Here is a 20231-nt window from a genome sequence, read left to right as displayed (position 1 = left end):
TTTCTCCCGACGAGAACGACCCGAGGCGTGACCCGATGCCCGTGACCCGTCGCCGCTTCGCGGCCCTGCTCACCGTGCTGACAGCCGGCGCCACCGGTGTGCTCTCCGTGGCCGGCGGCCAGCAGACCACCGCCCAAGCCACCCAGGAGAAGAACCCGGCCGCGGCCCGGCCCGCGAGCGTCACCGCCGGTTCGGTCGTCCAGGTCGTCGCCCACCCCGACGACGACCTGTTCTTCATGAACCCGGACCTCAGCCGGTCCCTGCTGTCCGGCACCCAGGTCACCACCGCCTACCTCACCTCCGGCGAGTCCGACGGCCGCAACGAGGCCCGCGGCGGCGCCGCCTCCGACCCCGAACAGCCCGCCGACCGCGCCCACTACGCGGAGGCCCGGCAGAACGGCATCCGCTCCGCGTACGCACAGATGGCCACCGGGGACCGCACCAGCGCGTGGAAGCGTACGGTCATACCCACCGTCGGGGGCGGGCAGGCCGAACTCGACGTCCTCATGGCGAAGCCGCAGGTCAACCTGGTGTGGCTGATGCTGCGGGAGGCCCGCAGCACCGGTGGGGACACCCCCGAGAGCCTGCGCGGCCTGTGGAACGGGCGGATACCCGCGCTCGACGCCCAGCTCAGCTCCGGCACCCCGGTCAAGCAGCCGTTCACGTACACGAAGGACCAGCTCGTCCAGGCGATAGCCGAGGTCCTGGACCGCTACCGGCCGACGACGATACGGATGCAGGACCCGACGCCGAACCGGTACGGCGAGAACGGGACCGGCCGGTACACCGACCACCAGGACCACATGTACGGGGCCCGCTTCGTGCAGGCCGGCACCGCCGCCTACGCCGCCCAGGTCAGCCGACGCCCGCACTTCACGGTCCAGAGCTACCTCGGCTACCACAACAGCACCCTCCCGCACGCGCTGGACCCGCAGACCGCCGAGACCAAGACCGGCTTCCTGAAGACCTACGCCTGGCAGGACCACCAGGACTACTGCGGCAGCCCGTCGGGCTGCGGCGACCGCAAGGTCGCGGGCAACCCGACCGGGCGCAACTGGGCCCAGTCGCTGCGCTACACCCGCGCCGACCACACCTCCTGGCTAACCGAGGGAACGCCCGGCCGCCTGTGGGCCTTCGCGACGCTGGACGGCCAGGGCGCGTACTGGTCCCGCAGCGCCGGCGGCGACTGGGCGGGCCCGATCTTCATCCCGGGGACGGGCATCGACCCGGGCGCCACCGCCGCCCGCCTCCCCGGCGGCCGCATCGCCGTCCTCGCCACCCGCACCACCTTCGGCTCGACGCCCGCGGAGTACCGGCGCGAGGTCGTGTACGCCGTCCAGCCCGCGCCCGACGGCCCGTTCGGCCCGTGGCAGTCGCTCGGCACCCCGGAGCGCACCGACGACGAGGGCACCTCGGCGATCAGCGCGCCCGCGGCGTCCGTGGACGCGCGGGGCCTGCTCACCGTCTACCTCCGCGACTCGCGGCGCACCCTGCGCGCGAGCACCCAACAACCGGACGGCGGCTTCTCCCCGTGGGAGCGGCTCGGCGGCGAGGACCTGCAGGGCGACCCCGTGACGGCGATCGACGCGGCCGGGCGGCGCCACGTGTACGCGACCACCACGACGTCCGTCCTGGCCTGGACCCAGCGCACCCCGGACACCCCGCTGCTCGGCCCCGCACCGACGGGCCTGCCCGCCACCACGGTCCCCCTCTCGGCCGCCCCGGACGGCGCGGGCGTCCGCCTCTTCTTCCGCCGCCCGGACTCGGGCGTCGTCCGCACCGCCCTGGTCACGGCGGGCCCCTCGGTCCGGCCCCAGGTCTCCAGCGTCACGGAGGCGGGCGGCCGCGCGGGCTACGGCGCGGTCGGCGCGGCGGGCCGCCTCATGGTGGGCCGCGCGGACAGCGGCACCATCAGCACCACGGGCCTCGGCGGACCCCCGGCATGGGTCGAATCCGGCATGCTCTTCGCGGGCGCCCCGTCGGCCGTCCTCGAACCCTCGGGCACCATCACGTCGGCGGTCCTGGGCCTGGACGCCGAACTCCACACGACGACGACCCCCACCACCCCCAACCGCCCCACCTGGCGCCGCGCGGTCCACTGAGGCGGCCGGGGACCTCCGTACTAAGAGGTCATCTCATTTGGTGAGTCTTCGGTAGCAGATGAGGGTGCAGGCGATGCTGGCGAAGGCGAGGAAGTGTTCGGCTTTGCGTTCGTAGCGGCGGTGGAGGCGGCGGCAGCCGGCGAGCCAGGCCATGGTGCGTTCGATGGTCCAGCGGTGGCGGCCCAGTCGCTGTGAGGACTCGATGCCTCTGCGGGCTATGCGGTGCTTGATGCCGCGTCCGCGTAACCATCGTCGCAGGTGGGCGTAGTCGTAACCCTTGTCTGCGTGGAGCTTGGCGGGCTTGCGTCGTCGGCGTCCGCGGCGTGAACGGATGGGCGGTATGCCGCGGACGAGGGGTTCGAGGGCCTGGCTGTCGTGCAGGTTCGCGCCCGAGATTCCGACGGACAGGGGCAGACCGGTCCGCTCGGTGATCAAATGGATCTTTGATCCGAACTTGCCCCTGTCGACAGGATTCGGACCTGTCAGGTCCCCCTTTTCAGGGCCCGCATGTTCACCGAGTCGATCGCGCAGCGGGACCAGTCCAGCTCACCGCGGGCGCCGAGCTCGTCGAGGACCAGGCGGTGGAGCTTGGCCCACACCCGGGCCTTGCTCCACTCGGAAAAACGCCGGTGAGCCGTCGCCCCCGACGGCCCGAACGACGCCGTCGGCAACTGTTGCCACGTACAGCCCGACGTGGCAACGAACACGATCGCGGCGAGTACTTCCCGGTCGCCATGCCGACGCCGACCACCGCCCTGCGGTCGCGACGGCGCCTCCGGCACGACCCGCTGGAACAGTACCCACAACTCATCCGGCACCAGCCGGTCAACAATCCCCACCACGATCGACAGCCTACCCAATCCTCCAAATGAGATGACGTCTAACCGCGCGGGCCGCGGGTCGCTTCGGCGCGGCGGAAGGCCTCTTCACAGGTGCGGCCGGATCGGGTGGCCACCAGCGAAAAGTTGTCGAGGAGGCCGCCGTTGGTGAACTGCAGGCGCCAGGATCCGCTCTTGAGGGCCACCTTCGGAGCGGGCCCGCCCTGGCGGGCCGTGACCTGCCAGCCGCGTTCCTCCAGAGCGGTTTCGAGGGCCGCCAGCCGGCCGTCGTCGGCGGGGCCGTCGCCCCTCCAGTCAGCGATGCAGTCGGCGAGCTCGCCCTCCTCCGGGGGGAATGCGTCACCCGGGGCGAGCCCGGCCGCAGCCGCGGCGGCGGCGAGCTCCGCCGTGACCGTGCCCCGCGACGGATCTCCCCCGGCGCGGGCCGCGACCTCCGCCCCGGCGGGCTCCCGCACCCAACTGCCGTCGAGACCGTCCTCCTCCCCCGAAGCCAACACGGCCCCACCGACCACGAGCACCCCGGCGAACACCGCGACCCCCACGACCGCCGCCCCCACGCCCCAGCCCTTGCTCCTGCTCACGCCACCCCTTCCACCGCGCACGACCCGCCGCCAACCCGTCGCACCCGACGACAGCCACATGCTAGGCGCCGCCACCCCGGATGACGCACACGCTGACCTGCGGCTACAGCACCGGGAGAGGCTTTCGCGGACCTCGAAGGCCATGACCTCTGTCAGAGCCGGCGGATACGGTGCAGCCACGATGGGACATTGCGGATGGGGGAGGAACATTGGGAGCCAAGACCGGTCTGCTCGTGTATGCCGATGGAGATGTGCCGGCCCTGCTCCTCCAGGTGGGTGCGGCGGACTGGGAGCAAACGTCCCGCATGGTGCGGCGCCTGTATGCGGGCTGTGAGATCGAAGGAGCTCGGGGTTCGGTCCTGGGGGAGGGCGTCTATCCCCCCGAGGGAACGACGTATGCGGCGAGCTGGCCGGGCGTGGAGGTCATCTGCGATCGGCGCGTGATGATCGATTTCCCGTCACGGCTTCCCGAGCACCTCGTGGCAGCGAGTGCCGGCCGACGATTGGTCCTGCATGCCATGCACAGCGTGGTCGACTGGCTGGCGTTCGCCGTCTGGGAGGACGGACGCCTCATCCGCTCCCTGAGCTTGTCCCCGGACGACGGAATCATCGAGAACATCGGGGAACCGCTCTCCTTCGAGCTTCCCTACTGGGCCGGGGACCGCCCGGCGGACGTCATTCCTTGGCCTGGCGAGGAAGAGGAACCGTACGCATTGCCCTTCCACCCCCTGGAGCTCGGAGAAGACGCACTGCGTTCGCTCTGCGGCTTCATCCAAGAGGGCCTTCCCGAGCCCGCGGACGTCGACGCCGACAGCATCGAACTGCACGGCTTTCGCATATCGGACCCACACGCCCCCGACCCCGCCGAAAAGGAAGCGGCTCTGCGGCAGGCCACAGAAAGAATGGGCACGCCACGGATCTACACGCTGGCCCCTGACGGCTCACTGATAGAGCGCGACGGCCTCTGAGACGACTCCGGGCCGGTGGTCGTCGACCACCGGCCCGGAGTGACGCGCGCGCTGACCTGCCCTTACAGCACCGGGAGGTTCTTGCGGAGTTCGAAGGCCGTGACCTCGCTCCGGTATTCCTCCCACTCCTGCTTCTTGTTGCGCAGGAAGAAGTCGAAGACGTGCTCGCCGAGGGTTTCGGCGACCAGTTCGCTGCGTTCCATCAGGGAGATGGCCTCGCCGAGGTTCTGCGGGAGGGGTTCGATGCCCATCGCGCGGCGTTCGGCGTCGGAGAGGGCCCAGACGTCGTCGTCGGCGCCCGCCGGGAGTTCGTAGCCCTCTTCGATGCCCTTGAGGCCGGCCGCGAGGAGGACGGCGTAGGTGAGGTACGGGTTGGCACCCGAGTCGATCGAGCGGACCTCGACGCGCGAGGAGCCCGTCTTGCCCGGCTTGTACATCGGGACGCGGATCAGGGCCGAGCGGTTGTTGTGGCCCCAGCAGATGTACGAGGGGGCCTCGCCGCCCGCGCCGGCGCTGCGGGAGGAGCCGCCCCAGATGCGCTTGTACGAGTTGACCCACTGGTTGGTGACCGCCGCCGTCTCGGCGGCGTGCTTCAGCAGGCCCGCGATGAAGGAGCGGCCGACCTTGGAGAGCTGGTACTCGGCACCCGACTCGTAGAAGGCGTTGCGGTCTCCCTCGAAGAGGGAGAGGTGGGTGTGCATGCCCGAGCCGGGGTATTCCGAGAACGGCTTCGGCATGAAGGTGGCCTGCACGCCCTGCTCGAGGGCCACCTGCTTCATGACCAGGCGGAAGGTCATGATGTTGTCGGCCGTGGAGAGCGCGTCGGCGTAGCGGAGGTCGATCTCCTGCTGGCCGGGGGCGCCCTCGTGGTGGCTGAACTCCACCGAGATGCCCATCGATTCGAGCATGGTGATCGCCTGGCGGCGGAAGTCCATGCCCACGTTCTGCGGGGTGTGGTCGAAGTAGCCGGAGTTGTCGGCCGGGACCGGGCGGGTGCCGTCCAGCGGCTTGTCCTTCAGCAGGAAGAACTCGATCTCCGGGTGGGTGTAGAAGGTGAAGCCCAGGTCGGAGGTCTTGGCCAGGATGCGCTTGAGGACGTAGCGCGGGTCCGCGAAGGACGGCGAGCCGTCCGGCATCAGGATGTCGCAGAACATCCGGGCGGTCCCGGGGGCCTCCGCGCGCCACGGCAGTATCTGGAACGTGCTCGGGTCCGGCTTGGCGATCATGTCGGACTCGTAGACCCGCGCGAAGCCCTCGATCGCGGAGCCGTCGAACCCGATGCCCTCGTCGAAGGCCTGCTCCAGCTCCGCCGGTGCGACCGCGACGGACTTGAGGAAGCCCAGTACGTCGGTGAACCACAGGCGCACGAAGCGGATGTCTCGCTCCTCAAGCGTCCGGAGGACGAATTCCTGCTGCTTGTCCATGCCTTCATCCTCGCAGTTCAGACGGCCTGTGCACCACCGCCTCGACCGTCGGGGCACAGTCGGGCGCGCCCAGTATCGCCAGTCGTGGTTTCCGCCACATTACGCACACGGGAAAGCTCGCGGCACCCCCGCACTGACCTGGGAGCAGTCATGAGCATTACCATCTGCGCCCATGGGGGGCCGGCAGCACACGCAGTCGGGGCGTCGCGGACGTCCCGGGCTCCGGCGTGCCGTCCTGTTGGTCGTCTTCGCGGTGCTGGCCGGCACGGTGCTGCTGTGTACGCGATCGGGCGAGTCGCACGTCCCGTCGCCGGGTGCGCAAGTACAGCAGGCAGGGGCGGGAGCGGGGGCCGGGGCGCCGGCGCACGCCGTCTGCGTGTCTCCGTACGACCTGCCCGGCTGCTCGCCGCGCACGCGCATCACTCCGGGCGTGCTGCCCGTTCCGCCGCCCGCCGTGACCGGCCCCGTGGGTGCGCCGGCGCCCGCCGCGATCGCCTCCGGGGCATCGCGGATCCGGCTGTACGGGGCTCCGCCGCGCGCCCCTGACCTGTTTGCCCTCCAGGTGCTGCGGACCTGAGCGGTCCGGTTCGGTTTCGCGTTCATCCACCCCCCTCAGCAGAAGGAAACCAGGGCACATGGCCAGCAAGTCCGGCAGGACCAACCAGAACACCGACCCGAACTCCCGTCAGGCGCGCATAGCCGAGATGCGCCGCGCCGACCAGATCCGGGAGCGGCGCAACAAGGCCATCGCGATCACGGCCGCGTCGGCCATCGTCGTCGGCCTCGTCGGCTTCGGCGCATGGGTGCTGATCGAGCAGAAGCAGGACGAGCAGCGCAAGCAGGCGGCCGCGGAGAAGATCCGCAAGGAGGCCGAGGAGATCCGCAAGCAGCCGGTCGCGGGCGAGCAGCTCTGGGACGCGAAGACGCTGGGCCGCAACCACGTCGAGACCCCGGTGAAGTACGAGATGAACCCGCCGGTCGGCGGTGACCACCACCCCCGCTGGATGAACTGCAACGGTGACGTCTACAAGAACCCGGTGCCGGAGGTGAACGCCGTGCACTCGCTGGAGCACGGCGCGGTCTGGGTGACGTACAACGAGAAGGCCCCCAAGGCCGACGTGGACAAGCTCGCCGCGACCGTCGGCAAGATGCCGTACACGCTGATGAGCCCGGTCAAGGAGCAGACCGGCTCGATCGTGCTCAGCGCGTGGGGCAAGCAGCTGGCCGTGGACAGCGCGGACGACCCGCGGGTGTCGCAGTTCTTCACGAAGTACGTGCAGGGCGAGCAGACCCCGGAGCCGGGCGCGGCCTGCACGAGCGGGGTGGCCGGCAAGTGAGCCGCCCGGTCCCCCCGACCGACCCGGTCCCCCCGACCGACCCGGTCTCCACGGCCGAGCCCGTCCGCCCGGCACGCCCGGACCGTCCCGTCCCCCGTACGTACTGGGTCGCGGGCACGGCCGTCCTGCTGGCCCTGCTGTTCGCGGCGGCCGCCACGGTGGCCGCCGCGAACGGCGGCGGTTCCGCCGGTTCCGGACCGTCGGACCGTACGGCAGCGCCCCGCACTCCGGAGCTCCGGTCGCCGGACGCGGGCTTCGCCCGCGACATGGCGGTGCACCACCAGCAGGCGGTGGAGATGTCCTTCATCGTCCGCGACCGCACCCAGGACGAAGCGGTGCGCACCCTCGCCTACGACATCGCCAACACCCAGGCCAACCAGCGGGGCATGCTGCTCGGCTGGCTGGACCTGTGGGGGCTACCGAAGGTGGTGGCCGGCGAGCCGCCGATGTCCTGGATGGGGGCCGCGGGCGGTCACGGCGGCCACGCGGGGCACGACGCAGCGAAGCCCGGCGCGCTGATGCCGGGCATGGCCACCAAAGAGGAGCTGGACCAGCTGGGCGCCGCCTCGGGCCGGGACGCGGAAGTGCTGTTCCTCCAGCTGATGACCGACCACCACAAGGGCGGCGTCACGATGGCCGAGGGCTGTGCGCAGCAGTGCGAGACCCCGGTCGAGAAGGCGCTGGCGCAGGGCATGGTCGACGCGCAGCGCTCGGAGCTCACCTTGATGGCGGACATGCTGCGGCAGCGCGGAGCCGCGCCGCGCGGGTGACGGGACACGCCCGTACCGTGGTGAGAGGCGCCCTCTCACCCGTACGGGCGTGTGCTCGGCCGTGTGGCCGCCGTGGGGGACCCGTACCGGCCCGTGGGGGACCGCGCCGCGCCGGACGCGTCCGCGCCCGGTGTCGAACGGTGTGCTCAGGAGGTTCAGCGATGACCACTGCCGCAGACATCATGCACCCCGGGGCCCAGTGGATTCCCGCCACCGAGACCCTCGACCGGGCCGCCCAGCTGATGGCCCGGCTCAATGTGGGCGCCCTGCCCATCAGCGACGCCGAAGAGCGGCTGTGCGGCATCATCACCGACCGCGACATCGTCGTGAACTGCGTGGCGAAGGGCCACGACCCGGCGAAGGTCACCTGCGGTGACCTGGCCCAGGGCACCCCGCGCTGGATCGACGCGGGCGCGGACGTCGGTGACGTGCTGGAGGAGATGCAGAGCCACCAGATCCGCCGGCTGCCCGTGATCCGGAACAAGAAGCTGGTGGGCATGATCAGCGAGGCCGACCTCGCCCAGCACCTCTCCGACGACCAGATGGCCACCTTCGTGGAGAAGGTCTACGCGCGGGTCTGACCCTGCCGGGTCTGACCCTGCCCGGCCGTTGCCAGGACCGCCCGGGCCACCTGGCCCGGGCGGTCCAGCATGACCAGGTGGCCTGCGGGTTCGGCGACCTCGAAGCGGGCGCCGAGCAGGTCGGCGAGGTCCGCCTGCCGGGACAGCCAGCGCAGGGCCGGGCGCCCGGCCGAGCCGTCGTGACCGGCCAGGACGGTGGTGGGGGCGGCCAGCGGGTGCGTCCCGCGCAGGGCCTGTAGCTCGGCGGCCATGTCCAGGTAGCGGCAGTTCTCCAGCAGGGCGCCGCGCCAGACCCGGCCGGTGCGGTAGCAGCGGCGTACGAGCTCCCGTGCGGCCGGGTCGGAGCCGCCGGTGCGGGAGGCCCGTACGGTGACGCGGCGGGCCAGCGGTCCCAGCGCGGCCGGCAGTCCGGCGGCGGTCACAACCCGGCCGAGGGCACGGGCGGCCCCGGTGCGCAGTGCGACGGGCAGGGTCGTGTGCGGGGCCTCCTCGGTGCTGCCGTCGACCAGGACGAGCGCGGCGGTGCGCTCGGGGTACAGGCGGGCGAAGGCTTCGACGTGGAAGGCGGCGATGGAGTGCCCGACGACGGTGACGGGTCCGGCGGCGCGGGTGCCGAGCCCCAGCGCGTCCAGCAGTCCGGCGATGCGGTGGGCCTCCCCGGCGGTGGTGGGCGGCTCGGTGGCGGGGCCGCTGAGGCCGTGTCCGGGGCGGTCGAAGCGGACGACGGTGCGGCCCGCGGCGACGAGTGGTGCGACGACCTGGTCCCAGTCGAACCAGGCCATGGCGAGCCCGGCGCTGAGGACGCACACGGGCCCCCGGCCTTCGACGACGACGTGCAGCGGGACCCCGTCGACGCGGTGGACGCCCTCGCCCCCTTCGCCCCCGGCGACCCCTGAGACCCCCGAGACCCCCGAGACCCCTTGGACACAGTCGACGTGGTCGACGCGGACGAACCGGCCGGTGACGCTCACGTACGGCCTTCCTTGTGGACGGAGTAGGCGAGCAGGCCCAGCCAGAGCGCGACGAGGAGCACCTGGAGCCGCTGGCCGGCGCCGAGGGCCCAGGTTCCGCGCCCGGCCGTGAACAGGGCGATCGCAGACAGGGTCCAGACGGTGGCGAGCAGTTCGAGGGCGACGAGGGCGGGGCCGTAGCGGGCGAGCGGGGCGAACCAGCCGTAGCGGCGGGCGGCGACCGTGAGGGCCACCAGGCCGACGAGGGCCCCGGTCATGGCGAGGCTGCTGCTGACGGCGTGGGCCCGGTGGGTCGCGGGGACCAGCCCGGCGGTCTCCAGGGCGGCGCATTCGGGGTCCACGGTGGGCTGGCAACTCAGCGGCAGCCAGGCGTCGGCGGCGGTGGCCGCGCCGAAGAGGGCGACCCCGGCCCAGCCGATGACCGCCCAGGCGCGGCGGGACTCCGCGTACTTCAGCAGCCGGGAGAGCGCCAGGAGCCCTCCGGATAAGGCGAGCAGCCCGGCGGTGAAGTCGGTGGCCCGGAAGAGGCCGCCGAGCGGCTGGTCCTGGGCGGCGAGTTCACTGACGTACGTCTCGATGGGGTTGAGGCCCGTGGAGAGGACGACTTCGAGCACCCACGCCGTGTAGGCGGCCGCGGCGAGACCGATCAAGGTGGCGACCGGCCACGCGGTCCGCGGCGAGAGTCCATGTGGGGACACTTGTGGGGACATAGTGTGACTAATCCTAAGCAGATGCGGGGTCGGTCCTCCGATCGGATACCCACCCCCGGTAGGGTTCCCGGCATGACGCGCAGTGCTCAGCGAGGCGCCCCGGGGGCCCGGTTGCTGCTGCTCGCCGCGCTGCTGCTGGGCATCGTCACCATGCACACCCTGGGCCATCCGACTGAGTCCCACGTCGTGCAAGACGTGCCTGCGGCTCACTCCGTTGCCTCGGCGGGGCAGCCCGCCCCGGCCGAGCGGGGTGGCACGCGCCACACCTCGGCCCCGACCACCGACGCACCCTCCCCCACGGTCCCCTGGTGGGGGCACGCGGTGCCCGCGACCGAGGGGGACCCCACGTCGGTCTGCCTCGCCGTGCTGGCGGGGCTCGTCGTGCTGCTCATCGGCGCCGGCCGGACCGGATCCCGACGCACCGCGCCGCTCGGGGGCGCGGCCCGCATACCGGTCCGGTCCGGCGGTGGTCCGGACCCGCCCTCGCCCCGCGAGCTCCTCACCCGGCTGGCGGTCCTGCGGGCATAGGCCGACGCCGCCGCCCCGCATGCCCGCGCATGCCCGGGGCGGCGCCGATCCGAGCCCTTGCATCCGTAACACCACACCCATGAGGTGCTCCCATGCGCTCTCTTCCCACCCGTCGCACCGTGCTCGGCACATCCGCGGCCGTCCTCGGCTCCGGGCTGCTCGCCGCCTGCTCCGGCTCCGCTGGTTCGGCCGGCCCCGCCGGTTCCGGCCACGGCTCGATGCACCACGGCGGCTCCGCCGCGGACGTGCCCGAGGGGTACGTGGACCCGGCCGGGCCCGAGGTGCGGGCCGCCGAGGCCGCCCGCAAGGCCACCGGCCCCCTCACCGAGGTCAAGGTGACCGCCACCGCCACCCCGCTCGACCTCGGCGCCGGCATCACCGTCCGCTCCTGGGCGTACGGGGACAAGCTGCCGGGCCGGGAGGTCCGGGCCACCGCGGGCGGCACGCTCGCCCTCACCCTGGCCAACAACCTCCCCGAGGCCACCTCCCTGCACTGGCACGGCCTCGCGCTGCGCAACGACATGGACGGGGTCCCGGGGCTGACCCAGCGGGACATCGCCCCGGGGGCGTCCTTCCCGTACAAGTTCGCCGTCCCCCACCCGGGCACGTACTGGTTCCACCCGCACACCGGCGTCCAGCAGGACCGCGGCCTGTACGGCGCGCTCATCATCGAGGACCCCAAGGAACCCCTCTCCTACGACAAGGAGTGGGTGGTGGTCCTGGACGACTGGATCGACGGGGTGGACGGAGCCACCCCGGACGCCGTCCTCGCCGAGCTCCGCAAGGGCATGAACGGCAACGGCGGAGCCCACGCGACCCACCGCCGGAGCGCCTCCCCCGCTGCCTCCGCCTCCCCCGGCGGCGCCGGGAAGCGCTCCTACGTCGCCATGGGCGGCCACAGCGACTACCTCGGCGGGGACGCGGGCGACGTCGTCTACGCCCACTACCTGATCAACGGGCGGGTGGCGGACGACCCTTCGGTCCTCACCGCCGAACCCGGCGACCGGATCCGGCTGCGCATCGTCAACGCCGGCGGGGACACCGCGTTCCGGATCGCCCTCGGCGACCACGAACTGACGGTCACCCACGCCGACGGCTACCCGGTGGAGCAGACGAAGACGGGATCGCTGCTGCTGGGCATGGGCGAGCGGTACGACGTCCTGGTCACCGCCAAGGACGGGGTGTTCCCCCTCACCGCGCTGGCCGAGGGCAAGGAGGGCTCGGCGCTCGCGGTGCTGCGCACCGGATCGGGGACGGCGCCGACGGCCGCGACCCGGCCCGCCGAACTGGACGCCCCGCCGCTGATGGCGGACGCGCTCAGGGCCGCCGAACCGGTCGCGCTGACCCCGCGCGACCCGGATCGTACGGTGCGGCTGCGGCTCACCGGCAGCATGACCAACTACAACTGGGCCTTCGACGGCAAGCCCTACACGCCGGACCAGCGGCACCCGGTGAAGGCGGGCGAGCGGGTCCGGTTGGAGTTCGCCAACGCCACGCCGATGTGGCACCCGGTCCACCTGCACGGGCACACCTTCGCGCTGGGCGGGCAGGAGGGCGGGGCGCGCAAGGACACCGCGATCCTCCTGCCGGGGCGCAGGCTGACGGTGGACTTCGACGCGGACAACCCCGGGCTGTGGATGACGCACTGCCACAACGTCTACCACTCGGAGTCCGGGATGATGACGGTGCTCGGCTACCAGCGATAGACCACGCCCGGCCCGCCCGACCCCCGGCCCCGGTCCGGGAAGCGGGCGAGCCCAACCGGGCCGGGAAGCGGGCGAGCGAGCGGCACACGGGCGGGAATTGGGGCGGGCCCCCGGGCACGGGCATGGCACCCTTGCGGTGATCACGACTGCCGCGACAAAAGGACGCCCCCGCCGGTATGAGCACCCCGCCGAACCCGCCCAGCACTCCCGCCGGTCCGCCGGCCGAGCCGGCGGGCACCCCGACACCCGAGACGGACTCCATACCGGCGCCCGCGCAGCCGCTCTCGCTGGAGAAGGCCCCGACCACCCCGGCCGCTCCCGAGGCACCGGAGACCTCCGAAGCACCCACGGAACCGCTCTCACTCGACAAAACCCCGACCACCCCGGCCACTCCCGAGACACCAGAGACCTCCGAAGCACCCACGGAACCGCTCTCACTCGACAAAACCCCGACCACCCCGGCCACTCCCGAGACACCAGAGACCTCCGAAGCACCCACGGAACCGCTCTCACTCGACACGACCCCGACCATCCCGACGCCCCCCGAGACACCGGCGGCGACCCAGGCACCCCAGGCACCCCAGGCGCCCGCCGCAGCCGCCCCGGAGCCGGCTCGCGCCCCGTCGCCGTTCGCCCCGCCGTCACCGTCCGCCCCCACTCCCGCCCCGGCAGCCGCAGGCTTCGGCACACCCGGCGCGCCCAGCCACCCGTGGGGCGAGCCCACCCCCGGCTACCCCGGAACCACGTACCCCGGTTACCCCGGATACCCGCAGGCCACCCCGAACAACAACGGCCTGGCGGTCGCCGCCGTCATCACCGGCGGCTTCGGCATCTTCCTGGGCATCATCCCGTTCCTCTTCTGGGCCGGCACCCTGACCGCCGCCGTCGGCGTGGGCCTCGGCATCGGCGGCATCGTCCGCGCCAACAAGGGCGCCCCGAGGAAGTCGATGGCCGTCGTCGGCACCGTGCTCGCCGTGTTCGGCCTGCTCGCCTCGGTCGGCGGCTTCTTCCTCACCGTCCTGGTCGTCGATCGGGCCGACAGCCGCATCGACCGGCAGGTCGAGGAGGACTGGGGGCCGGACGGCGACTACCCCAGCAGCGAGCCCTGGCCCTCCAAGTCCTCTTCGCCGTCCAAGTCCCCTTCGCCCTCCCAGGTCCCCGGCCTGACCAGCGCGCTGCCGTTCGGCCAGACCTTCACCTACCCGAACGGCGTCAAGGTGAGCCTCGCGACCCCGACGAAGTACGAGGCGAAGGACGAGCTTTCCCGCAAGAGGTTCAAGAACGCGGTCCAGCTCACCATCACCATCACCAACACCTCGAACGCGCCGCACGAAGTGATCTACGCCATGCCCAGCGTCCGCGACGACCAGGGCATGACCGCCGACATGGTCATCGACAGCGGCGGCGTGCCGAAGATGATCAGCGGCGCGATCATGCCGGGCGAAACCGCCAGCGGGATCGTGGCCTTCGAGCTCCCCAAGGGCACCAAGAGCATCACCGCGGACATCTCTGCCGGGAGCGGGCTGAGCAACGTGAGGTTCGCGGGCCCGATCGGCTGACGGAACGTCACCGGGCAGGAAACAGGCGGGGTCCAGGACATCGCGTCAGAAAGACGATTACACTGGGCCCCGTGCCTCAACTTCGACTCGCTCTGAATCAGATCGACTCGCACGTCGGCGACATCGCCGCCAACGCCGACTCGGTCGTCCACTGGACCCGGCACTCCGCCGAGCAGGGCGCCCACCTGGTGGCGTTCCCGGAGATGATGCTGACCGGGTACCCCGTCGAGGACCTCGCCCTGCGCGGTTCCTTCGTGGAGGCCTCCCGTTCCGCGCTGCGCGAGCTCGCGGAGCGCCTGGCGGCCGAGGGCCTGGGCGAGCTGCCGGTCGTCGTCGGCTACCTCGACCGCACCGAGCGGGCCACGCCCCGCCTGGGCCGCCCGGCCGGCTCCCCCGAGAACGCGGCCGCCGTGCTGCACCGCGGGCAGGTCGTCCTGCGCTTCGCCAAGCACCACCTCCCCAACTACGGCGTGTTCGACGAGTTCCGGTACTTCGTGCCGGGCGAGACGCAGCCGGTGATCCGGGTGGGCGGGGTCGACGTGGCCCTGGCCATCTGCGAGGACCTCTGGCAGGAGGGCGGCCGGGTCCCCGCCACCCGCTCCGCCGGGGCCGGGCTGCTGATCTCCGTGAACGCCTCCCCGTACGAGCGCAACAAGGACGACCTGCGGCTCGAACTGGTCCAGAAGCGGGCCCAGGAGGCCGGCTGCACCCTCGCCTACCTGGCGATGATCGGCGGCCAGGACGAGCTGGTCTTCGACGGGGACTCGATCGTCGTCGACGCCGACGGGCGGGTCATCGCCCGCGCCCCGCAGTTCTCCGAGGGCTGCGTCCTGGTCGACCTCGACCTGCCGGCCGCCCGCGCCGACGCGCCCGAGGGCCTCGTCGACGACGGGCTGCGCATCGAGCGCGTGATCCTCTCCGAGGAGCCCGTGGAGCCGTACGAGCCGGTGGTCACCGGCGGTTACGCCGACCGGCTCGACGACGACGAGGAGGTCTACGACGCGCTGGTCGTGGGGCTGCGCGCCTACGTCAAGAAGAACGGCTTCCGTTCCGTCCTGATCGGGCTCTCGGGCGGCATCGACTCCGCGCTCGTCGCCGCCATCGCCTGCGACGCGATCGGCGCGCAGAACGTCCACGGCGTCTCGATGCCCTCGAAGTACTCCTCGGACCACTCCCGCAGCGACGCGGCCGACCTGGCCGAGCGCACCGGGCTGAACTTCCGGACCGTCTCCATCGAGCCGATGTTCGACGCGTACATGGGCTCGCTGGGCCTGTCCGGCCTGGCCGAGGAGAACCTCCAGTCCCGGCTGCGCGGCACCCTGCTGATGGCGCTGTCCAACCAGGAGGGCCACATCGTGCTGGCCCCGGGCAACAAGTCGGAGCTGGCCGTCGGCTACTCCACGCTGTACGGCGATTCGGTGGGCGCGTACGGCCCGATCAAGGACGTCTACAAGTCGGACGTGTTCCGGCTCGCGGAGTACCGCAACCGGGCCGCCGCCGAGCGCGGTGAGGTCCCGCCGATCCCGCAGAACTCGATCGTGAAGCCGCCGAGCGCCGAACTGCGCCCGGGCCAGGTGGACACGGACTCGCTGCCGGACTACCCGGTGCTCGACGCGGTCCTGGCCATGTACGTGGACCGCGACCAGGGCCTGGACGCGATCGTGGCGGCCGGCTTCGACCCGGAGCTGGTGGCCAGGACCCTGCGGATGGTGGACACGGCGGAGTACAAGCGCCGCCAGTACCCGCCGGGCACGAAGATCTCCGCGAAGGGCTTCGGCAAGGACCGCCGGCTGCCCATCACGAACGGCTGGCGCGAGCGGGCGTAGCCGCCACGGGACACCCCCGAACGCCCCGGGGACACCCCCGGCGGACACGGCGCGGCCCCGGTCGCCCTCCGAGGAGAGCGGCCGGGGCCGTCGTGCGACGGCGTCCGTCAGGGCTTGACGGTGACCCGGGCCGCAACGGGAAGGTGGTCGCTGCCGGTGCGGGGCAGGGTCCAGGAGGCCTCCGGCCGGATGCCGCGGACCATGATCTGGTCGATCCGGGCCATCGGGAACTGCGCCGGCCAGCTGAAGCCGAAGCCGTCGCCCGCCGCGCCCTGGGTGGAGCGCATCTGCGAGGTGACCTCGGACAGGGCGCGGTCGTTCATCGTTCCGTTGAGGTCGCCGAGCAGGATGACCTTCTTCAGCGGTTCGGCGGCGAGCGCGGCGCCCAGCGCGCCGGCGCTGTCGTCGCGCTGGTTGGCGGTGAAGCCGGCGTTCAGCTTGACCCGGACGGAGGGCAGGTGGGCGACGAAGGCGGCGACCGGCCCCTGGGGGGTGGTGACGGTGGCGCGCATGGCCCTGGTCCAGCCCATCCGGATGTCGACGGGCGCGCTCGCGCTGATCGGGTACTTGCTCCACAGGCCGACGGTGCCCTCGATGGAGTGGTGCTTGTACACGGCCGCGAGGGCCTTCTCGTAGACGGGGACGGCGCTGCCCTTGAGCTCGGTCAGGGCCAGGACGTCGGCCCCGGACCGGGCCACCGACTCGGCGGTGCCGCGCGGGTCGGCGTTGTCGGCGTCGACGTTGTGGGTGGCCACCACCAGGTTGCCGCCGGAGCCGGACTTGTCGCTGACCAGGCCGCCGAAGAGGTTCGCCCAGACCGCGGCCGTCAGCGTTACCGCGAGGAGCGCGGTGGCGGACTTCCGGTAGACGGCCCCGGCCAGCAGGAACGGGACGGCCAGGCCCAGCCAGGGCAGGAAGGTCTCGGTGAGGCTGCCGAGGTTGCCCACGTCGTTGGGCAGCTCCGCGTGGAAGATCATGACGAGCGAGATCACCACGGCGATCCCGGCGAGGACCCGGCCCCGCCGCCAGATTCCGGGGTCCTTGCGCAGTACGGTCAGCCGGCGCCGAAATCGGGTCCCGGAGGGCTCGGACTCCGAGCCGCCGTTCCCCGACTCCGTCATGTACGCCTGTGCCATACCACTGCCCTCACTGCCGTGCTCGCGCTCCGTCCCCGCCCCTTGACCCTAGGCGATGAACGGGAGCCTTCCGTGCCGTACGTCACGACCGTCGGTCACGGTCGTACGTCCGGGAGGACGAACGGTCGTGCGCAGAGGGTTCCGCTTGTCACGAAACGCGCACATTGGATCCCGTGGCCAGGCTCGCACTACGGACCACTTCCGCCTTTGCCCGCGTGGATGCCACCATGGGGGGTGAGTCCGGGGACGTCGTAAGGGCGCCTCGAGATGACACAAGGAGCAGTTGCAATGACGCCTGCCGTTTCGCCTGCCCGCGAACCCGCATCCGCGGCCTCCGCCACCCTGTACGGGGGCACGGGCACCCGGCGCATCACCGTCCGCGACCTGGCCCTCGCCAAGGAACGCGGCGAAAAGTGGCCCATGCTCACCGCCTACGACGCGATGACCGCCTCCGTCTTCGACGAGGCCGGCATCCCGGTCATCCTCGTCGGCGACTCCATGGGCAATTGCCACCTCGGCTACGACTCCACGGTCCCCGTGACGATGGACCAGATGACCATGCTCTCGGCGGCCGTCGTACGCGGCACGCGCCGCGCGCTGGTCATCGGCGACATGCCGTTCGGCTCGTACCAGGAGGGCGCGGTGCAGGCCCTGCGCAGCGCCACCCGCCTCGTCAAGGAGGCTGGGGTCGGCGCGGTGAAGCTGGAGGGCGGCGAGCGCTCGCTGGCCCAGACCGAGCTGATCGTGCAGTCCGGCATCCCCGTCATGTCCCACCTGGGCCTGACCCCGCAGTCCGTCAACGCGATGGGCTACCGGGTGCAGGGCCGCGGCGACGAGGCCGCGCACCGGCTGCTGCGCGACGCGAAGGCGGCGCAGGACGCGGGAGCGTTCGCGGTGGTGCTGGAGCTCGTCCCGGCCGAGCTGGCCGCCGAGGTCACCCGGTCCCTGCACATCCCGACGGTCGGCATCGGCGCGGGCGCGGAGTGCGACGCGCAGGTGCTGGTGTGGACCGACATGATGGGCCTGACCGGCGGGAAGATGCCGAAGTTCGTCAAGCAGTACGCGGAGCTCCGCGAGACCATGACCGGCGCGGCGAAGGCCTTCGCCGAGGACGTGGTCGGCGGAGCGTTCCCGCAGCCGGAGCACGCCTTCCACTGATGGGGTGAGCGACGGACCGACAGCCCGCCGACCGCGTGTCGGCGGGCTGTCGTACGTCTGTCGTACGTTTGTCGGTCGGCTGTCGGTGCTTTGTCAGTGGCGGCTGGTCCCATGAGGGCATGACGCGAAACGACAACAAGCCCAACGCCGTGGAGGTACGGGGGCTCGTCAAGCACTACGGCGAGACCAAGGCCCTCGACGGTGTCGACCTGGACGTACGGGAGGGCACGGTCCTCGGGGTCCTCGGCCCCAACGGCGCCGGCAAGACCACCCTGGTGCGCTGCCTCTCCACCCTGATCGTCCCCGACGCCGGCACCGCGACCGTCGCCGGCTTCGACGTGGTCCGCCAGCCGCGGCAGCTGCGCCGCACCATCGGCCTCACCGGCCAGTACGCCTCGGTCGACGAGAAGCTCTCCGGCTGGGAGAACCTCTACATGATCGGGCGGCTGCTCGACCTCTCCCGCAAGGACGCCCGCCGGCGTGCGGACGAGATGCTGGAGCGGTTCTCCCTGACGGAGGCGGCCAAGAAGGCCGCCATGAACTACTCCGGTGGCATGCGCCGCCGGCTCGACCTCGCCGCCTCCCTGATCGGCAACCCGGCCGTGCTCTACCTGGACGAGCCGACCACCGGTCTCGACCCCCGCACCCGCAACGAGGTGTGGGACGAGGTCCAGCGCCTGGTCGCCGAGGGCGCCACCGTACTGCTCACCACCCAGTACATGGAGGAGGCCGAGCAGCTCGCCAGCGAGCTGACGGTCATCGACCGCGGCAAGGTCATCGCCAACGGCAAGGTCGACGAGCTGAAGGCGCGCGTCGGCGGCCGCACCTTGAAGATCCGTCCCGTGGACGCCTCGGACCTGCCGGGCATGGCCCGCGCGCTGGCCGAGGCCGGACTGGACGGCGTGGCCGGCAGCCAGGCCGTACCGGACGAGGGCGTGCTGCTGGTCCCGATCCTGAGCGACGAGCAGCTGACGGCCGTCGTCGGTCTGCTGGCCGCCCGCGGGTACGCGATCGCCGACCTCGGCACCTACCTGCCCAGCCTCGACGAGGTGTTCCTGGCCATCACCGGCCAGAAGCCCGTCTCCGTCGAGGCGACGACACCTGCGGGCGTTCCCACCGAGAAGACCGAGGAGGTCGCGGCATGAGCACCGTAACCACGACGAAGCCCGCTCCCGCCGCGCCCGGTCGGGCCCCGGTGGCCGAGACGCACGGCGAGGGCCGGATCGGCCCGCGGGGCAACCTGCGGCACATCGGCGCCCTGGTGCGCCGCAACGCCCTGCAGATCAAGCAGGATCCCGAGTCGATGTTCGACGTCGTGTTCATGCCGATCATCTTCACGCTGCTGTTCGTGTTCGTCTTCGGCGGCGCGATCTCCGGCAAGGGGAACCAGTCGGAGTACGTCAACTACGTGGTCCCGGGCCTCATGGCCATGATGGGCATGAACATCGCCATGGGCGTCGGCACCGGGGTCAACGACGACTTCAAGAAGGGCGTCATGGACCGGTTCCGGTCGATGCCCATCGCCCGGTCGTCGGTGCTCATCGCCAAGATCGTCGTCGAGCTCGGCCGGATGATGGTGGCCATCGCCATCCTGCTCGCCGTGGGCTTCCTGCTCGGCCTGTCGATCAAGGGTTCGGTGCTGGGCCTGTTCCTCGCCATCGGGCTGTCGGCCGTCTTCGGCGCCTCGCTGATGTGGATCTTCGTTCTCCTCGGCCTCACCCTGAAGACCCCGCAGGCCGTCCAGGGCATGGCGATGATGGTCCTGATGCCGCTGCAGTTCGGCAGCTCGATCTTCGCCCCGCCCACCACGATGCCGGGCTGGCTCCAGTCCTTCACGGACTACAACCCGCTGTCGAACCTGGCGGACGCGGCCCGCTCCCTGATCAACGGCCTTCCGGTCGGCGACTCGGTGTGGATGACCCTGGTCTGGTCGCTGGCCATCACGGCGGTCACCATGCCGCTCGCGGTACGGAAGTTCCGCCAAAAGACCTGATCCGCGGACCGATCCGTTCGGATCGCGTCCCGGACGGACACC

The 20231-nt window shown here is 71.8% G+C and carries 19 protein-coding genes; 13 read left to right on the top strand and 6 right to left on the bottom strand.

Annotated features, from left to right (window positions below; genetic code table 11):
* Positions 1 to 35 precede the first annotated feature (35 nt).
* Entirely contained in the window at positions 36 to 2102 is a 2067-nt protein-coding gene (locus OG594_RS09925; protein ID WP_266597291.1) for a PIG-L family deacetylase, read from the top strand.
* A gap of 33 nt (positions 2103 to 2135) precedes the next feature.
* On the opposite strand, the gene OG594_RS09920 is transcribed toward OG594_RS09925, so the two are convergent.
* Together OG594_RS09920 and OG594_RS09915 are read right to left on the bottom strand one after the other, a co-directional pair.
* A protein-coding gene (locus tag OG594_RS09920; RefSeq protein ID WP_266602755.1) for an IS5 family transposase occupies positions 2136 to 2935 on the bottom strand; the annotation gives its coding sequence in 2 pieces (ribosomal slippage) (positions 2136 to 2597 and positions 2600 to 2935; 798 coding nt in all).
* Between the two features lie 47 nt (positions 2936 to 2982).
* Entirely contained in the window at positions 2983 to 3522 is a 540-nt protein-coding gene (locus OG594_RS09915; protein WP_266597289.1) for a hypothetical protein, read from the bottom strand.
* Between the two features lie 209 nt (positions 3523 to 3731).
* On the opposite strand from OG594_RS09915, the gene OG594_RS09910 reads away from it, so the two are divergent.
* Positions 3732 to 4490 carry a hypothetical protein gene (locus OG594_RS09910; protein WP_266597287.1) on the top strand — a complete coding sequence of 253 codons (759 nt, stop codon included), beginning with the start codon at positions 3732 to 3734 and terminating at the stop codon, positions 4488 to 4490.
* 62 nt (positions 4491 to 4552) lie between these two features.
* Here OG594_RS09910 and OG594_RS09905 read toward each other — a convergent pair whose 3' ends face one another.
* On the bottom strand, positions 4553 to 5914 hold the full coding sequence (locus OG594_RS09905; RefSeq protein WP_030717411.1) for a glutamine synthetase family protein: 1362 nt from the start codon (positions 5912 to 5914) through the stop codon (positions 4553 to 4555).
* 172 nt (positions 5915 to 6086) lie between these two features.
* On the opposite strand from OG594_RS09905, the gene OG594_RS09900 reads away from it, so the two are divergent.
* From OG594_RS09900 to OG594_RS09885, 4 genes are all read left to right on the top strand, one after another.
* On the top strand, positions 6087 to 6491 hold the full coding sequence (locus OG594_RS09900; RefSeq protein WP_266597285.1) for a hypothetical protein: 405 nt from the start codon (positions 6087 to 6089) through the stop codon (positions 6489 to 6491).
* Between the two features lie 58 nt (positions 6492 to 6549).
* On the top strand, positions 6550 to 7251 hold the full coding sequence (locus tag OG594_RS09895; RefSeq protein WP_266597283.1) for a DUF3105 domain-containing protein: 702 nt from the start codon (positions 6550 to 6552) through the stop codon (positions 7249 to 7251).
* Between the two features lie 125 nt (positions 7252 to 7376).
* A complete protein-coding gene (locus tag OG594_RS09890; RefSeq protein ID WP_266602753.1) occupies positions 7377 to 8021 on the top strand; it encodes a DUF305 domain-containing protein in 645 nt (214 codons plus the stop codon).
* A 161-nt stretch (positions 8022 to 8182) separates the two neighbouring features.
* Positions 8183 to 8602: a CBS domain-containing protein gene (locus OG594_RS09885; protein ID WP_030013439.1), complete on the top strand. Its 420-nt coding sequence runs from the start codon at positions 8183 to 8185 to the stop codon at positions 8600 to 8602.
* On the opposite strand, the gene OG594_RS09880 is transcribed toward OG594_RS09885, so the two are convergent.
* Both OG594_RS09880 and OG594_RS09875 read right to left on the bottom strand, forming a co-directional pair.
* Positions 8587 to 9441, bottom strand: coding sequence for an alpha/beta fold hydrolase (locus tag OG594_RS09880; protein ID WP_266602751.1), 855 nt, complete (start codon positions 9439 to 9441; stop codon positions 8587 to 8589). The two genes, OG594_RS09885 and OG594_RS09880, sit on opposite strands and share 16 nt — an antisense overlap.
* 128 nt (positions 9442 to 9569) lie before the next feature.
* Positions 9570 to 10271 (bottom strand): DUF998 domain-containing protein, encoded by a 702-nt coding sequence (locus tag OG594_RS09875; protein WP_266597280.1) that lies wholly within the window; start codon positions 10269 to 10271, stop codon positions 9570 to 9572.
* Between the two features lie 84 nt (positions 10272 to 10355).
* On the opposite strand from OG594_RS09875, the gene OG594_RS09870 reads away from it, so the two are divergent.
* From OG594_RS09870 to OG594_RS09855, 4 genes are all read left to right on the top strand, one after another.
* Positions 10356 to 10811: a hypothetical protein gene (locus OG594_RS09870; protein ID WP_266597278.1), complete on the top strand. Its 456-nt coding sequence runs from the start codon at positions 10356 to 10358 to the stop codon at positions 10809 to 10811.
* A 92-nt stretch (positions 10812 to 10903) separates the two neighbouring features.
* Positions 10904 to 12517 carry a multicopper oxidase family protein gene (locus tag OG594_RS09865; protein WP_266597276.1) on the top strand — a complete coding sequence of 538 codons (1614 nt, stop codon included), beginning with the start codon at positions 10904 to 10906 and terminating at the stop codon, positions 12515 to 12517.
* 176 nt (positions 12518 to 12693) lie between these two features.
* Positions 12694 to 14076 carry a DUF4352 domain-containing protein gene (locus tag OG594_RS09860; protein ID WP_266597274.1) on the top strand — a complete coding sequence of 461 codons (1383 nt, stop codon included), beginning with the start codon at positions 12694 to 12696 and terminating at the stop codon, positions 14074 to 14076.
* A 71-nt stretch (positions 14077 to 14147) separates the two neighbouring features.
* Positions 14148 to 15902: an NAD+ synthase gene (locus OG594_RS09855; RefSeq protein WP_266597272.1), complete on the top strand. Its 1755-nt coding sequence runs from the start codon at positions 14148 to 14150 to the stop codon at positions 15900 to 15902.
* A gap of 107 nt (positions 15903 to 16009) precedes the next feature.
* Here the strand turns inward: OG594_RS09855 and OG594_RS09850 are convergent, their stop codons facing one another.
* Entirely contained in the window at positions 16010 to 17038 is a 1029-nt protein-coding gene (locus OG594_RS09850; RefSeq protein ID WP_266597270.1) for an endonuclease/exonuclease/phosphatase family protein, read from the bottom strand.
* Between the two features lie 288 nt (positions 17039 to 17326).
* Here OG594_RS09850 and panB point away from each other — a divergent pair, with 288 nt between their 5' ends.
* The 3 genes from panB (at position 17327) to OG594_RS09835 (ending at position 20189) form a co-directional block, all read left to right on the top strand.
* Positions 17327 to 18196 carry a 3-methyl-2-oxobutanoate hydroxymethyltransferase gene (gene panB, locus OG594_RS09845; protein WP_266597268.1) on the top strand — a complete coding sequence of 290 codons (870 nt, stop codon included), beginning with the start codon at positions 17327 to 17329 and terminating at the stop codon, positions 18194 to 18196.
* A 119-nt stretch (positions 18197 to 18315) separates the two neighbouring features.
* Positions 18316 to 19341, top strand: a complete 1026-nt coding sequence (locus tag OG594_RS09840) for an ATP-binding cassette domain-containing protein (protein WP_266597266.1) — start codon at positions 18316 to 18318, stop codon at positions 19339 to 19341.
* Positions 19338 to 20189: an ABC transporter permease gene (locus OG594_RS09835; RefSeq protein WP_266597264.1), complete on the top strand. Its 852-nt coding sequence runs from the start codon at positions 19338 to 19340 to the stop codon at positions 20187 to 20189. The genes OG594_RS09840 and OG594_RS09835 overlap by 4 nt, the downstream gene beginning before the upstream one ends.
* The last annotated feature ends 42 nt before the right edge of the window (positions 20190 to 20231 follow it).

It is taken from the genome of Streptomyces sp. NBC_01214 (assembly GCF_026340975.1).
Taxonomy (GTDB): Bacteria; Actinomycetota; Actinomycetes; order Streptomycetales; family Streptomycetaceae; genus Streptomyces.
Note: the sequence above shows the minus strand (reverse complement) of the source record. Positions and strands in the feature narration are given on the sequence as shown.

What these genes read in the sequence shown, in the direction of transcription:
- OG594_RS09850 (WP_266597270.1), bottom strand. Translation starts at nt 17,038, where the DNA reads ATGGCACAGGCGTACATGACGGAGTCGGGGAACGGCGGCTCGGAGTCC.
- OG594_RS09885 (WP_030013439.1), top strand. Translation starts at nt 8,183, where the DNA reads ATGACCACTGCCGCAGACATCATGCACCCCGGGGCCCAGTGGATTCCC.
- OG594_RS09840 (WP_266597266.1), top strand. Translation starts at nt 18,316, where the DNA reads ATGACGCGAAACGACAACAAGCCCAACGCCGTGGAGGTACGGGGGCTC.
- OG594_RS09925 (WP_266597291.1), top strand. Translation starts at nt 36, where the DNA reads ATGCCCGTGACCCGTCGCCGCTTCGCGGCCCTGCTCACCGTGCTGACA.
- OG594_RS09835 (WP_266597264.1), top strand. Translation starts at nt 19,338, where the DNA reads ATGAGCACCGTAACCACGACGAAGCCCGCTCCCGCCGCGCCCGGTCGG.
- OG594_RS09895 (WP_266597283.1), top strand. Translation starts at nt 6,550, where the DNA reads ATGGCCAGCAAGTCCGGCAGGACCAACCAGAACACCGACCCGAACTCC.
- OG594_RS09870 (WP_266597278.1), top strand. Translation starts at nt 10,356, where the DNA reads ATGACGCGCAGTGCTCAGCGAGGCGCCCCGGGGGCCCGGTTGCTGCTG.
- OG594_RS09900 (WP_266597285.1), top strand. Translation starts at nt 6,087, where the DNA reads ATGGGGGGCCGGCAGCACACGCAGTCGGGGCGTCGCGGACGTCCCGGG.
- OG594_RS09860 (WP_266597274.1), top strand. Translation starts at nt 12,694, where the DNA reads ATGAGCACCCCGCCGAACCCGCCCAGCACTCCCGCCGGTCCGCCGGCC.
- OG594_RS09865 (WP_266597276.1), top strand. Translation starts at nt 10,904, where the DNA reads ATGCGCTCTCTTCCCACCCGTCGCACCGTGCTCGGCACATCCGCGGCC.
- panB (WP_266597268.1), top strand. Translation starts at nt 17,327, where the DNA reads ATGACGCCTGCCGTTTCGCCTGCCCGCGAACCCGCATCCGCGGCCTCC.
- OG594_RS09905 (WP_030717411.1), bottom strand. Translation starts at nt 5,914, where the DNA reads ATGGACAAGCAGCAGGAATTCGTCCTCCGGACGCTTGAGGAGCGAGAC.